The sequence below is a fragment of the Streptomyces sp. CB02959 genome, from assembly GCF_002803155.1.
In the GTDB taxonomy this organism is placed as follows: domain Bacteria; phylum Actinomycetota; class Actinomycetes; order Streptomycetales; family Streptomycetaceae; genus Streptomyces.
Map to the genome: position 1 here is coordinate 230,092 of NZ_NNBP01000010.1, position 14,223 is coordinate 244,314.

A 14,223-nucleotide genomic window follows, 5' to 3' on the forward strand; every position below is an offset into this window, starting at 1 on the left:
GTCTCGTGCTGCCGGTGGAATGCCGCGAGGTTTTGATCCCTCGTCTTTCGTTCGAATCTACAAGACGGGCAGCGTGGCCAGCCAACCGCTTCATGGTTTCGGTGACTGCACCGGGTGGGGCCACAGCGCGTTCACTAAGCCCAACCGCGTTAACAAGACATGAACGGCGCCATGGCGACGAGGGCCCGAGGTCCCGACCATGAGCAGCGAACGACCCGATTTCGTAGAAGAGGCCAACCATGGACTTCCTTCGCCCCGCCAGCTGGGAGGAGGCGCTCGCCGCCAAGGCAGAGCACCCTACCGCTGTGCCCATCGCGGGCGGTACGGACGTGATGGTCGAGATCAACTTCGACCACCGCCGCCCGGAGTACCTGCTCGACCTGAACCGTATCGGTGACCTGGGCGAGTGGGAGGTCGGGGAGAAGACCGTACGCCTGGGCGCCTCCGTCCCGTACACCAAGATCATGGAGAACCTGCGGGCCGAACTGCCGGGCCTGGCACTGGCCTCGCACACCGTGGCCTCCCCGCAGATCCGCAACCGCGGCGGCGTCGGCGGCAACCTCGGCACCGCCTCCCCGGCCGGTGACGCGCACCCCGCACTGCTCGCCTCCGGCTGCGAGGTCGAGGTCGAGTCCGCCGCCCGCGGCGTGCGCCTGATCCCGATCGACGAGTTCTACCTCGGCGTCAAGCGCAACGCGCTCCAGGCCGACGAGCTGATCCGCGCGGTGCACCTGCCCAAGGCCGACGGCCCGCAGCAGTTCTCCAAGGTCGGCACCCGCAACGCGATGGTCATCGCGGTGTGCGCCTTCGGTTTCGCGCTGCACCCCGAGACCCGCACGGTCCGCACCGGCATCGGTTCGGCCGCACCCACCCCCGTACGGGCCAAGGAAGCCGAGCAGTTCCTCGCCGCGGCGCTGGACGAGGGCGGCCTCTGGGAGTCGGCGGCCCCCATCCCGCCGTCCGTGGCCAAGCAGTTCGCGCAGCTCGCGTCCGGGGCCTGCAACCCGATCGACGACGTGCGCGGCAGCGCCAAGTACCGCCGGCACGCCGTGGGCATCATGGCGCGCCGCACCCTCGGCTGGACCTGGGAGTCCTACCGCGGCAACCCCCATGGCACCAAGGGAGGCGCACAGTGCGCGTGAACTTCACCGTCAACGGCCGCAAGCAGGAGGCCGACGACGTCTGGGAAGGCGAGAGCCTGCTGTACGTCCTCCGCGAGCGGATGGGCCTGCCGGGCTCCAAGAACGCCTGCGAGCAGGGCGAGTGCGGCTCCTGCACGGTCCGCCTGGACGGGGTGCCGGTGTGCTCCTGCCTGGTCGCGGCCGGTCAGGTCGAGGGCCGCGAGGTGGTGACCGTCGAGGGCCTGGCCGACTTCGCCAAGCAGCGCGCCGAGCACGGCGGTTGCGCCTCCGGAGCCTGCGGGACGACCCTGCAGGACGCCCAGCAGTGGCAGTCCAAGCCGGCCGACTCGCAGACCGGCGAGCAGGCCGGGCTGTCCCCGATCCAGCAGGCGTTCATCGACGCCGGCGCGGTCCAGTGCGGCTTCTGCACGCCGGGCCTGCTGGTCGCCGCCGACGAGCTGCTGGAGCGCAACACCTCCCCGTCGGACGCCGACATCCGTGAGGCGCTGTCGGGCAACCTGTGCCGCTGCACGGGCTACGAGAAGATCCTCGACGCGGTCCGGCTCGCGGCCGCCCGCGGCGAGAACCAGACCGCCGGACAGGGGGCCTGACCATGGCTGGTGCCACCCGTACACCCACCAACCTCACCCAGGGCGGCAAGACCGACGCCGGGATCGGGGCCTCCACGCTCCGCCCGGACGGCACCCTGAAGGTGACCGGCGAATTCGCCTACTCCTCGGACATGTGGCACGAGGACATGCTGTGGGGCTTCACGCTCCGCTCCACCGAGGCACACGCCGAGATCGTCTCCATCGACACCTCCGAGGCGCTGGCGACCTCCGGCGTCTACGCGGTCCTCACCTACGAGGACCTGCCCACCGACGTGAAGAACTACGGCCTGGAGATCCAGGACACGCCGGTTCTCGCGCACGGCAAGGTCCGGCACCACGGTGAGCCGGTGGCGATCGTCGCCGCCGACCACCCGGAGACCGCGCGCCGCGCCGCGGCCAAGATCAAGATCGACTACAAGCTGCTGCCGGTCGTCACCGACGAGGCCAGCGCCCTCGCGCCGGACGCGCCGCTGATCCACGAGGGCCGCGACGACCACCACATCGGCCACGTCCCGCACCCCAACATCGTCCACCGGCAGCCGATCATCCGCGGCAACGCCGACGAGGCCGCCAAGAAGGCCGACGTCATCGTCTCCGGGGAGTACACGTTCGGCATGCAGGATCAGGCATTCCTCGGCCCGGAGTCCGGCCTGGCGGTGCCCGCCGAGGACGGCGGCGTGGACCTCTACGTCGCCACCCAGTGGCTGCACTCCGACCTCAAGCAGATCGCCCCGGTCCTCGGCCTGCCCGAGGAGAAGGTCCGGATGACGCTCTCCGGCGTCGGCGGTGCCTTCGGCGGCCGCGAGGACATCTCGATGCAGATCCACGCCTGCCTGCTGGCGCTGCGCACCGGCAAGCCGGTCAAGATCGTCTACAACCGGTTCGAGTCCTTCTTCGGGCACGTCCACCGGCACCCGGCGAAGCTCTGGTACGAGCACGGCGCCACCAAGGACGGCAAGATCACGCACGCCAAGTGCCGGATCGTCCTGGACGGCGGCGCCTACGCCTCGGCCTCCCCGGCCGTCGTCGGCAACGCCTCGTCCCTCTCGATGGGCCCGTACGTGATCGACGACGTCGAGATCGAGGCCATCGCGCTCTACTCCAACAACCCGCCGTGCGGCGCGATGCGCGGCTTCGGCGCGGTCCAGGCGTGCTTCGCCTACGAGGCGCAGATGGACAAGCTGGCTGACAAGCTCGGGATGGACCGGGTCGCGTTCCGGCAGCTCAACGCCATGGAGCAGGGCACCATCATGCCGACCGGCCAGCCGGTCGACTCCCCGGCCCCGGTCGCCGAACTGCTGCGCCGCATCAAGGCGATGCCGCTGCCGCCCGAGCGCCAGTGGGAGTCCAGCGAGGGCGCGGACGTCCGCCAGCTGCCCGGCGGCCTGTCCAACACCACCCACGGCGAGGGCGTGGTCCGCGGGGTCGGCTACGCCGTCGGCATCAAGAACGTCGGCTTCTCCGAGGGCTTCGACGACTACTCCACCGCCCGGGTGCGCCTGGAGGTCGTCGCCGGCGTGGCGGTGGCCACCGTGCACACCGCGATGGCGGAGGTCGGCCAGGGCGGCGTCACCGTCCACGCGCAGATCGCCCGCACCGAGCTGGGCGTCGAGCAGGTCACCATCCACCCCGCCGACACCCAGGTCGGCTCCGCCGGCTCCACCTCCGCCTCCCGGCAGACGTACATGACCGGCGGCGCGGTGAAGAACACCTGCGAGGCGGTGCGCGAGAAGGCCCTGCAACTGGGCCGCGCCAAGTTCGGCACGTACCACCCCGCGTGGGCCACCGCCGAACTCCTCCTGGAGGGCGGCAAGGTCGTCACCGACGGCGGCGAGGTCCTGGCCGATCTCGTCGACGTCCTGGAGGGCGAGGCGATCGACCTGGAGCTGGAGTTCCGGCACCGGCCCACCGAGGCGTTCGACCTCACCACCGGCCAGGGCTTCGGCCACGTCCAGTACTCCTTCGCCGCGCACCGCGCGGTCGTCGAGGTGGACACCGAGCTGGGCCTGGTCAAGGTCATCGAGCTGGCCTGCGCCCAGGACGTCGGCAAGGCGCTCAACCCGCTCTCCGTCGTCGGCCAGATCCAGGGTGGCACCACCCAGGGCCTGGGCGTGGCGGTGATGGAAGAGATCATCGTCGACCCCAAGACCGCGAAGGTGCGCAACCCCTCCTTCACGGACTACCTGATCCCCACCATCCTCGACACCCCGACCATCCCGGTCGACGTGCTCGAACTCGCCGACGAGCACGCCCCCTACGGGCTGCGCGGCATCGGCGAAGCCCCCACCCTGTCGTCCACGCCGGCCGTCCTCGCGGCGATCCGGAACGCGACCGGGTTGGAGCTCAACAAGACTCCGGTACGCCCTGAGCACCTGACAGGGACGTAGCGGAGAACCGCCTGGGGGCCGCCTCCCCAGGCCCCCAAAACCTCCGGGCGGTGCGCATCAAGGGGTGCTCCTGTCCGTCCTCCTCAGCGCATCGCCCGGAGTCCTCCCCGCATCACACCCAGACTGACCTGCGGCAACTCGGCGCAGTCAGTACCCGTTCGTCTCGGGCCGTCCCCCGGGTCGTGCAGCCGACTATCCATCCCAAATCTCGTCGCCTCGGCGAGGGCCCCTTTGAACCTTGGGAGTAAGGCACCATGACCCAGCAGTCCACTGAGCCGAGGACCACGGCGGAAGACGCGGGTGACGGCTCACGCCAGCCCGCCGGCCGTTCCTGGCTCGACCGGTACTTCCACATATCCGACCGAGGGTCGTCCTTCGCGCGGGAGACGCGCGGCGGCATCACCACCTTCATGGCCATGTGTTACATCCTGCTGCTCAACCCGGTGATTCTGGGTTCGGTACAGGACGTCCAGAAGAACACTCTCGAACACAGCGCGCTGGTCACCGCCACCGCGCTGGGCGCGGCGATCTGCACCCTGCTGATGGGCTTCGTCGGCAAGGTCCCGCTGGCCCTCGCCGCCGGCCTCAACGTCTCCGCGGCCCTGACCACGCAGGTGGTCCCGCACATGACCTGGCCGCAGGCCATGGGCATGTGTGTGATGTACGGCGTCGTCATCTGCCTCCTGGTCGTCACCGGGCTGCGCGAGATGGTCATGAACGCCATCCCGCTCGCCCTGAAGCACGCCATCACCATGGGCATCGGCATGTTCGTCGCCCTGCTCGGGCTGGTGAAGGCCGGCTTCGTGGGCAAGGGCGCGGGCGGTCCGGTCACGCTCGGCAGCGACCTCTCGGGTCACCTCGTCGGCTGGCCGGTCCTGTTCTTCTGCGTCACGCTCCTCCTGATCTTCATGCTCCAGGCCCGCAAGGTGCCCGGCGCCATCCTCATCGGCATCGTCGTCGGCTCCGCGCTCGCCATCGGTGCCACCAAGCTCGGCGGTCTGACCGCGAAGGACTGGGACGGTACGCCCCCGAGCCTGAGCGGCAGCGCGGTGTCCATGCCGGACTTCGGACTCTTCGGGCACGTCGAGTTCGGCGGCTGGGGCTCCGTCGGGGCGCTCAGCGTCACGATGATCGTCTTCACCCTGGTGCTGGCCGGGTTCTTCGACGCCATGGCCACCATCATCGGTGTCGGTACCGAGGCCAAGCTCGCCGACGACAAGGGCCGGATGCCGGGCCTGTCCAAGGCGCTCTTCGTCGACGGTGCGGGCGGTGCGATCGGCGGTCTGACCGGCGGCTCCGGCCAGACGGTCTTCATCGAGTCGGCCAGCGGCGTCGGCGAGGGCGCCCGGACCGGCCTGTCGTCCGTCATCACCGGTCTGCTCTTCGCGGCCTGCCTCTTCTTCACCCCGGTCACCCAGCTCGTTCCCGCCCAGGTGGCCGCCGCCGCGCTGGTCGTCATCGGGTCGATGATGATGAGTGTGGCCGGCCATGTGGACTGGAGCGACCGGGCGACCTCGATCCCGGTGTTCCTTACCGTGGCTCTGATGCCGTTCACCTACCAGATCACCACCGGCGTCGGGGCCGGCGTCATCGCCTACACCGCGATCAAGGCGGCCCAGGGCAAATGGCGCGAGATCGGTGGCTTCATGTGGGTGCTGACCGGCATCTTCCTCGTCTACTTCTCGCTCCATCCGATCGAGCAGTGGCTGGGCGTCAAGTAGCGCCCGTCCGCTCCCTTCCGTAAGGAGACCGACATGCTGGACATCGCCGAAGAGCTGAACCGGTGGATTGAGCAGGGACGCACGTTCGCGGTGGCCACCGTCGTGGCCACCAACGGCAGCGCACCCCGCCAGCCCGGTGCCGCGCTCGCCGTCGACAGTGACGGTACGGCGATCGGTTCGGTCTCCGGAGGGTGCGTGGAGGGAGCGGTCTACGAGCTGTGCCAGGAGGCCCTGGAGACCGGCCGGCCGGTCCTGGAGCGCTTCGGGTACAGCGATGAGGATGCCTTCGCGGTGGGTCTGACCTGCGGCGGAATCATCGACATCTTCATCGCTCCGGTACGGGTGAGCACCCCCGGGGCCGCCGTCGACGGCGGCCCCGCGGGGGACCCGGTGGACAGCAACGCCGCAACGCTCGCCGCCGTGTTGGCCGCCGCCTCCTCGGGGGAGGCGGCGGCCGTCGCGCGGATCATTGAAGGACCGGCCGACCTGCTCGGCCGCGCCCTCCTGGTGCGCCCCGACGGCAGTCACACCGGCAGCCTCGGCGGACACCCGGCCCTGGACCGCACCGCGGTCGAGGAGACCCGCGCCCTGCTGGACGCCGGGCGGACCACGACGCTGGAGATCGGCGCGGACGGCTCCCAGTGCGGCCAGCCGGTCGTCCTCCTCGTCGAATCCTCCGTCCCCGCGCCCCGGATGATCGTCTTCGGCGCCATCGACTTCGCGTCCGCGCTGGTCCGGGTCGGCAAGTTCCTCAACTACCACGTCACCGTCTGCGACGCCCGCCCCGTCTTCGCGACCCGGACCCGCTTCCCGGACGCGGACGAGATCGTCGTCGACTGGCCGCACCGCTACCTCGACTCCCAGCAGCTCGACTCCCGCACGGTGCTCTGCGTCCTCACCCACGACGCCAAGTTCGACGTCCCCCTGCTGGAGCGGGCGCTCAAGCTCCCGGTCGCCTACGTCGGCGCGATGGGCTCCCGCCGCACCCACCTCGACCGCCAGCAGCGGCTGCGCGACATCGGACTCACCGAGATCGAGCTGAACCGGCTGCGCTCGCCCATAGGGCTGGACCTGGGCGCCCGGACACCCGAGGAGACCGCGCTGTCCATCGCCGCCGAGATCGTCGCCAACCGCCGCGGCGGCACCGGCGCCCCGCTGACCGGCGCCCACACCCCCATCCACCATGAGACGCCCCGGTCGGTGGGGCGGATCGGAGAGGTTGCCTGACGAAACGTCAGGGTCAGTGTGTGCGGCGCCCGTTGGGGCGCGGCACACCGCCCCCGACTCGTTACGGGACCTACGGGACCTACGGGATCGACGGGATCGACGGGACCCATGAGAGCCGCGGGCCTTGCGAGGCCGACGGGACCCGCGAGACCGACCGGGCTCACGCAGCCCACCTGGATCTACCGGACCTACGGGACCGGCGTACCTGACGGCGCCGGACCCGAGGGAGGGCGGACCTGTGGTTCGCCACGGCACGGGCGCGGCGCAGTGTGGGGGCCCCGCCCGTGCCGTTTCGCGTCCGGACGCCTGCCGGGGCCGTCCGGCGGCGCGCCGGGGCGGCGCCACCCCAGTCCGGCCACCCCCACCAGCAGCGCCGCCACCGCCAACCCGGCCGGGACGGCCAGCCCCGCGTGATAGCCGGCGAGCACGGCGCCGGGCGTACCGCCGGCCCCGGTCGCCGCGACCGTCACCGCGGTCACCGCCGACAGCCCGAAGGCCGCACCGAACTGGTACGAGGTGTACAACAGGCCGCCGGCCAGGCCCTGTTCGGCGGCCGCGACACCGTCCGTCGCGACGATCGTCAGCGGCCCGTAGACCAGCGCGAACGCCACGCCGATCAGCAGCATGCCGGGGAACATCGCCGGATACGGCCAGTCCGCCCGCACCGGCAGGAACAGCGCATAGCCCACCCCGGCGCACAGCAGACCCGCGACGATCACCCGGGCGTGCCCGAACCGCCGCACCAGCCGCGGGGTGAGCAAGGGCGCCAGCACCGCGTCGGCGCCCATCGCCAGCATCGCGAAACTGGTCCGCTCGGCCGACCAGCCGCGCAGCTCCTGGAAGTAGAGCACCGCGACGAACTGGAAGCCGAAGAACCCCGCGGTGAACAGCAGGCCCGTCGCGTTGGCCCGGACCAGCGGCCAGGACCGCAGGATGCCCAGCCGCACCAGCGGCGCCGCCGACCGCCGCTCGATCACCACGAACACCGCCAGCAGCGCCACCCCCGCGGCCAGCAGCGCCGCGGTGCGCAACACCGGTGCGTGCGCGGCCTGTTCGACGCCGAGGACCAGCAGCAGCACCGCACCGGTCACGGTGAGCGCGCCGGCCACGTCGACCGGCGGCCGGGCGCCGTCGCGCACCGCGTCCCGCGGCACCAGGCGGTACCCGCCGACCAGCGCCAGCAGCGCCGGCACCATCGGCGCGAAGAAGACCCAGCGCCAGTCGACGGCGGTCAGCAGCCCGCCCGCGACGAGCCCGGCCGAGAACCCGCCCCCGGCGGTCCCGGAGTAGATCAGCAGGGCCCGGTCGCGGCGCGGCCCGGCCGGGAAGCCGGTGGTGATGATCGACAGTCCGGCGGGGGCCATGAACGCCGCGCACGCCCCGGTCGCGAAGCGCGCCCCGATCAGCGTCCAGCTCTCGGCGGCCAGCCCGCCGAGCCCCGAGAAGACCGTGAACACCGCGAGCGGCACCAGGAACATCCGACGCCGCCCGAACAGGTCCGCGGCCCGCCCGCCGAGCAGCATGAACCCGCCGTAGCCCAGCACGTACGCGCTCATCACCCACGTCAACTCGCCGGTGGACAGCCCTAGTTCGGCGCGGATCGGGGGCAGGGCGACATTCAGCATGCCGATGTCGACGCCCTCCAGGAAGATCGCCCCGCAGAGGACGAGCAGCAGCGCCCTGGACGCTGCCGGGGACCGGGACATAGCGGTGCTCCTCACATGGCCACGACGCATGCCGTGTCGGTTACCTCTTGTTACCGACCGCATCGTGCGGCACCGTGGGGGACCATGGAAGAAGGCACTGTGAAGTCACCCGGTTACCCCGGAGGAACCATGGGCGAGGAACCGGCCGCCGCTCCCGCCGCTCCCGCCGCTCCCGCCGACTGCGCCGAGGCCGGGACCGTCACCGGTGCCGAGGACGGCGACTGCGACTGCGACTACGACGCCCGCCAGTGGGACGTCCGCGAGGGCTGCGAGGTCCGCCAGATCCTCGACCGGGTCGCCGACAAGTGGTCGCTCCTGGCCATCGCCCTGCTCGACCGGCGGGTGCTGCGCTTCACCGAACTCCGCCGCGAGATCGACGGCATCAGCCAGCGGATGCTGACCGTCACCCTGCGCCAGTTGGAGCGCGACGGCCTGGTCCGCCGCACCGTCCACCCGGTCGTCCCGCCGCGGGTGGACTATGCGCTGACGCCGCTGGGCGCGACCCTGCACGACACCATTCAGTCGCTGGTCAGTTGGACCGAGGAGCATCAAAGCGAAATCGCCGTGGCCCGGTCCGCCTATGACGAACGCATCGCCCGGGAGCGACGCGACGCAGCTCACACTCCGAATTGACGGAATGGGCCGAAAGAATGACGGGCAAACGGGGAACGTATGGCAGGATGGGGCATCGAGGGCGCCCTTCTGAGCGGTGCCCGGCAATGTCCGCGCGAGCGAGGAGGTGATCGGGATGAGTCCCGAAGGAAGTCCTTGCCGCAGCGCTGCTCTCCGCTGATTACGCGACCGTTCCGGTTCCGTGTGATCGCGGCTCTTCCCCGCACTGCTGTGCGCACTCGCCGGTGATTCCCGGGCGCTTCGTGCTGCCCACCGGACCGGGTCGAACCGTCTTTCCGTAACGGCCCTTCCATTCTCCCTTTTCGCCGGTGCACTTCCCCTTCCCGGTATTTTCCGGTATTCCCCGGTAATTTTCCGTAATTCTCAGCGCCCGCGCGCACCGGCTGTTTCGGCCTGCCCGAAAACAATTCCGCCGTCGCATCCGCGAACCCCGTGTTCCGCGGTCCGACGGGGGTCGGTCCGGTCTGCCCGCATGCGCGTCAGGAGGCTTCGTCATGACCACGACGACCACACCGACCACCCCTCCCACCCCCGAGACCCTCGCCCCGCCGGGCCGGAGCCCCCGCCGGGAGCGCCGGGCCGCCGAGTTGGAGGCCCGCACCCGGCGGATCGCCGGCCGGCTCGCCGAGTTCAGCGCCCGCCCCGCCGAGCAGGTCCTCCACGACCTCGGCAGCACCCCGGCCGGCCTCACCCACCGCGAGGCGGTGCACCGCCTGGAGCGCGACGGCGCCAACGCCATCGCCGAGGAGCGTCCGCCGCGCTGGTACGTGCAGCTCGCCAAGGCGTTCTGGAACCCGTTCATCCTGGTGCTCGTCGTCCTCGTCGCCGTGATGTACGGCCAGTGGCTCCAGGTCGCCGACACCGAGCCGTTCGACCCGAAGATCGCCATCCTCGGCGCGATGGTGCTGATCAGCGCCGGACTGCGGTTCTGGCAGGAGCACCGCTCCGGTTCCGCGGCCGCCGCGCTGCGCGCCCTGGTCACCACGACCACCGCGGTGCAGCGCCGGGCGGGCCGCGGCCGGCTGCCCGCCGTGATCGAGGTCCCCATGGCCGACGTGGTCACCGGCGACCTCGTCAAGCTGGCCGCCGGCGACCTGGTCCCGGCCGATCTGCGCCTGCTCACCGCCAAGGACCTGATGGTCAGTCAGGCCGCGCTGTCCGGCGAGTCGCTGCCGGTCGCCAAGGCCGACACCCGGCTGGCCACCGACCGCGGCCAGGACGCCACCCGCGACCCGGTCGAGGCCGACAACCTCGTCCTGACCGGCACCTCGGTCACCTCCGGCACCGCCACCGGGGTCGTCGTCTGCACCGGCGCGGACACCTACCTCGGCTCCATGGCCGGTGCACTGGTCGGCGAGCGCCCGGAGACCGGCTTCGACATCGGCGTCAAGAAGGTCAGCTTCCTGCTGATCCGCTTCATGCTGGTGATGGTCCCGGTGGTGTTCCTCGTCAACGGGCTCACCAAGGGCGACTGGGCGGAGGCCTTCACCTTCGCGGTGGCGGTCGCCGTCGGCCTCACCCCCGAGATGCTGCCGATGGTCGTCACCACCAACCTGGCGCGCGGCGCGGTCGCGCTGTCCCGCCGCAAGGTCGTCGTCAAGCACCTCAACGCCATCCAGAACCTCGGCGCGATGGACGTGCTGTGCACCGACAAGACCGGCACCCTCACCGAGGACCGGATCGTCCTGGACCGCTACCTCGACGTGCACGGCCGGCCCGACACCGAGGTCCTCGAACACGCCTACCTCAACAGCCACTTCCAGACCGGACTGCGCAACCTGATGGACCAGGCCGTCATCGACCGGATGCACGAGGCCGAGGAGGTTGTCGTCGACGCCCGCTTCACACTGGTCGACGAGATCCCCTTCGACTTCGCGCGCCGCCGGATGTCGGTCGTGCTGCGCCGCAACGACCTCGACGGCCCCGCCGCCGCACACCTCCTGATCACCAAGGGAGCGGTCGAGGAGGTCCTGGACCGCTGCGACCGGGTCGTCCACTCCGGCGACACGGCCGAACTCACCGGTGCGCTACGGGACACCGTGCTGCGCACCGCGCAGGAGCACAGCCGGCAGGGCCTGCGGGTGCTGGCGGTGGCCACCCGCACCCTGCCCGCCGACCCTGACGGCGCCCCCGCCGCCTACACCGTCGCGGACGAGGCCGAGCTCACCCTGATCGGCTTCCTCGCCTTCCTCGACCCGCCGAAGCGGGACGCGGCCGAGGCGCTGCGGGCGCTCGCCGACAACGGCGTCGCGGTCAAGGTCGTCACCGGCGACGGCGAACTGGTCGCCGCCCGGGTCTGCGAGCAGGTCGGCATCGACCCCGGCACCCCCGTCACCGGCGCCGAGATCGACACCCTCGACGACCTGGAACTGCTCGACCGGGCCCGTACGGCAACCCTGTTCGCCAAGGTCAACCCGGTCCAGAAGGCCCGGATCGTGCGCGCCCTCCAGGCCGACGGACACACCGTCGGGTTCCTCGGCGACGGCATCAACGACGCCGCCGCGCTGCGCGACGCGGACGTCGGCATCTCCGTCGACACCGCCGTCGACATCGCCAAGGAGTCCGCCGACATCATCCTGCTGGAGAAGGACCTCACCGTCCTCGGCCAGGGCGTGCTGCGCGGCCGGCTGACCTTCGGCAACACCATCAAGTACCTGAAGCTGACCGCCTCGTCGAACTTCGGGAACGTCTTCTCGGTGCTCGCCGCCTCGGCGTTCATCCCGTTCCAGCCGATGCTGGCGCTCCAGCTGCTGGTGCAGAACCTCTGCTACGACATCTCCCAACTGGCCACGCCCTGGGACCGGATGGACGCCGACTACCTGCGCACCCCGCGCAAGTGGGACGCCCGGGGCATCCGCCGCTTCATGCTCGTCCTCGGCCCGACCAGCTCCGTCTTCGACCTCACCACCTTCGCGCTGATGTGGTACGTCTTCGGCGCCGACAGCGAGGCCCACCAGGCGCTGTTCCAGTCCGGCTGGTTCGTCGAGGGCCTGCTGACCCAGACCCTGGTCGTCCACATGCTGCGGACCCGGCGGATCCCCTTCGTCCAGTCCCGGGCCACCTGGCCGGTGCTGCTGATGACCGCGCTGGTGATGGGCGTCGGCCTGTGGCTGCCGTTCTCGCCGCTGGCCGGGGCGCTGGGCATGCAGCCGCTGCCGACGGCCTACTTCCCGTGGCTGGCCGCGACGTTGGCGGCGTACTGCCTGCTCACCCAGGGAGTGAAGCGGTGGTACATCCGCCGGTTCGACGAGTGGCTGTGAGCTGATCCGCGCCGGGGCCCCGCACCGGCGGCACCGGTCCTACGGGCCGGGTGCCGCCGGCGCGGGGCCCCGGCCGTCCCCGGTCGGCCGGGCGTGCCGCAGCCCGCGCACCGCCCCCGACGCCAGCGGCAGCACCGCGGCGAGCGCGGACACCGCCCCGGCGACCGCGACCACCCGGAACCCGCCGTACGCCCGGGCCAGCGGCCCCACGCACAGCTGCCCCACCGGGATCGCCGCGTACGACAGCAGATCGCTCCAGGCCGCCACCCGGGACAGCGCACCGGCCGGCACGTGCTCCTGGAGCGAGGTGTCCCAGGCGATGCCCGTCACACAGACCCCGAGTCCCGCGGCGAAACCGCCCGCGACCAGCCACGGCGCGTCCCACCGCGCGCCGAGCACCAGCAGCGGCACCGCGCCCAGCGCGCTCGCCGCCTGCCCCAGCGCCAGCAGTCGGCCGACCGCCAGCCGGTACAGCACCGCCCCGCTCACCAGCAGCCCGAGGCCGCGGGCGCTGAGCACGAGCCCCCAGGCGGCCCGGCCGGCGGTCCGTTCGGTCAGCACCGGGCCCAGGATCTGCCACGTCCCGGTCTGCACCAGGTTGATCACGAAGAACGACAGCGTCGCCGGCGCCGCCCACCGGACCCGCCGGAACTCCCGCCAGCCGCCGCGGATCCCGGACCACACGGAGGCCGGAGCGCGTGTGCGCCCGCCCCTGTCGCCCGGCAGGCGGGCCAGGCACCCGGCGGCGACCGCGTAGCTCACCGCGTCGCCGGCGATCGCCGGGCCGCTGCCGACCGCCACCACCAGCAGACCCGACAGGCTCGGCCCCAGCACCTTGGCGGCGTTCCGCACCGCGCTCAGCAGCGCGTTGGCCGGTCGCAGCGCCGCGGTGCCGACCAGCTCCGGGACCACACCGCGCAGCGCCGGGCCGGTGAACGCCGCGCACACCCCGCCCAGCACCTCCAGCCCGGCGACCGGCGGCAGCGCGTAGTGCCCGGTCAGCAGCAGCCCGGCGACCGCGCCCTGGGCGGCCGCCGCGCCCAGGTTCGCGGCCACCAGCACCGTCCGGCGCCGGAACCGGTCCGCGGTCGCCCCGCCCACCAGCAGGAACGCCAGCAGCGGCAGCATCCGGGCGGCCAGCACGACGCCGAGGTCGCCGGGGCGGCCGCCCGAGCCGTCCAGCACCGCGAACGCCAGCGCCACCGGCGCCATCGCACTGCCCAGCAGCGACACCGCCTGACCGGCCAGGAACCAGCGGAAACCGGGGTGGGAGAGGGGCGGTGCGGGGTCCTTTGCGGGCGGTCCCGGCCGGGGAACGGGGGCGGAGGCGGGGGCGGAATCCATGGGCATGGGCGGGAGTCTGCGCGGCGCACCGCGGAAACCTATGCTTTCGGTCGGAGCCGAAAGGTCCGGCGACGCCCGGCCCGGCCCGACGCGGACCCGGGAGGGCCCGCCCGAGCGGAAGCGGACCGGCGACGCCCGGCCCCCGGCCCGCGGGACGCGCCTCGGCCCGGCCCGACCCGGTGACGACCGCACACGGACGACCAGGAGGGAGCC

General features: G+C 71.9%; 9 protein-coding genes. 7 read left to right on the forward strand and 2 right to left on the reverse strand.

Features of this window, described 5'->3' with window-relative positions:
* Window positions 1-239: 239 nt before the first annotated feature.
* From CG747_RS18680 to CG747_RS18700, 5 genes are all read left to right on the forward strand, one after another.
* Window positions 240-1,142: a xanthine dehydrogenase family protein subunit M gene (locus CG747_RS18680; protein ID WP_100602885.1), complete on the forward strand. Its 903-nt coding sequence runs from the start codon at window positions 240-242 to the stop codon at window positions 1,140-1,142.
* Window positions 1,133-1,732: a (2Fe-2S)-binding protein gene (locus CG747_RS18685; RefSeq protein ID WP_100602886.1), complete on the forward strand. Its 600-nt coding sequence runs from the start codon at window positions 1,133-1,135 to the stop codon at window positions 1,730-1,732. Before CG747_RS18680 ends, CG747_RS18685 begins: the two co-directional genes overlap by 10 nt.
* A gap of 2 nt (window positions 1,733-1,734) precedes the next feature.
* On the forward strand, window positions 1,735-4,119 hold the full coding sequence (locus CG747_RS18690) for a xanthine dehydrogenase family protein molybdopterin-binding subunit (RefSeq protein WP_100602887.1): 2,385 nt from the start codon (window positions 1,735-1,737) through the stop codon (window positions 4,117-4,119).
* 254 nt (window positions 4,120-4,373) lie between these two features.
* Window positions 4,374-5,840: an NCS2 family permease gene (locus CG747_RS18695; RefSeq protein ID WP_100602888.1), complete on the forward strand. Its 1,467-nt coding sequence runs from the start codon at window positions 4,374-4,376 to the stop codon at window positions 5,838-5,840.
* 33 nt (window positions 5,841-5,873) lie between these two features.
* Window positions 5,874-7,067, forward strand: coding sequence for an XdhC family protein (locus CG747_RS18700; protein WP_100602889.1), 1,194 nt, complete (start codon window positions 5,874-5,876; stop codon window positions 7,065-7,067).
* A gap of 188 nt (window positions 7,068-7,255) precedes the next feature.
* Here the strand turns inward: CG747_RS18700 and CG747_RS18710 are convergent, their stop codons facing one another.
* Window positions 7,256-8,773, reverse strand: coding sequence for an MFS transporter (locus CG747_RS18710; protein WP_257980518.1), 1,518 nt, complete (start codon window positions 8,771-8,773; stop codon window positions 7,256-7,258).
* A gap of 84 nt (window positions 8,774-8,857) precedes the next feature.
* On the opposite strand from CG747_RS18710, the gene CG747_RS18715 reads away from it, so the two are divergent.
* Both CG747_RS18715 and mgtA read left to right on the forward strand, forming a co-directional pair.
* Window positions 8,858-9,406: a helix-turn-helix domain-containing protein gene (locus CG747_RS18715; protein ID WP_100602890.1), complete on the forward strand. Its 549-nt coding sequence runs from the start codon at window positions 8,858-8,860 to the stop codon at window positions 9,404-9,406.
* Window positions 9,407-9,900: 494 nt separating this feature from the next.
* Window positions 9,901-12,666, forward strand: coding sequence for a magnesium-translocating P-type ATPase (mgtA, locus tag CG747_RS18720; RefSeq protein WP_100602891.1), 2,766 nt, complete (start codon window positions 9,901-9,903; stop codon window positions 12,664-12,666).
* A 39-nt stretch (window positions 12,667-12,705) separates the two neighbouring features.
* On the opposite strand, the gene CG747_RS18725 is transcribed toward mgtA, so the two are convergent.
* Entirely contained in the window at window positions 12,706-14,016 is a 1,311-nt protein-coding gene (locus CG747_RS18725; protein ID WP_257980519.1) for an MFS transporter, read from the reverse strand.
* Window positions 14,017-14,223 lie beyond the last annotated feature (207 nt).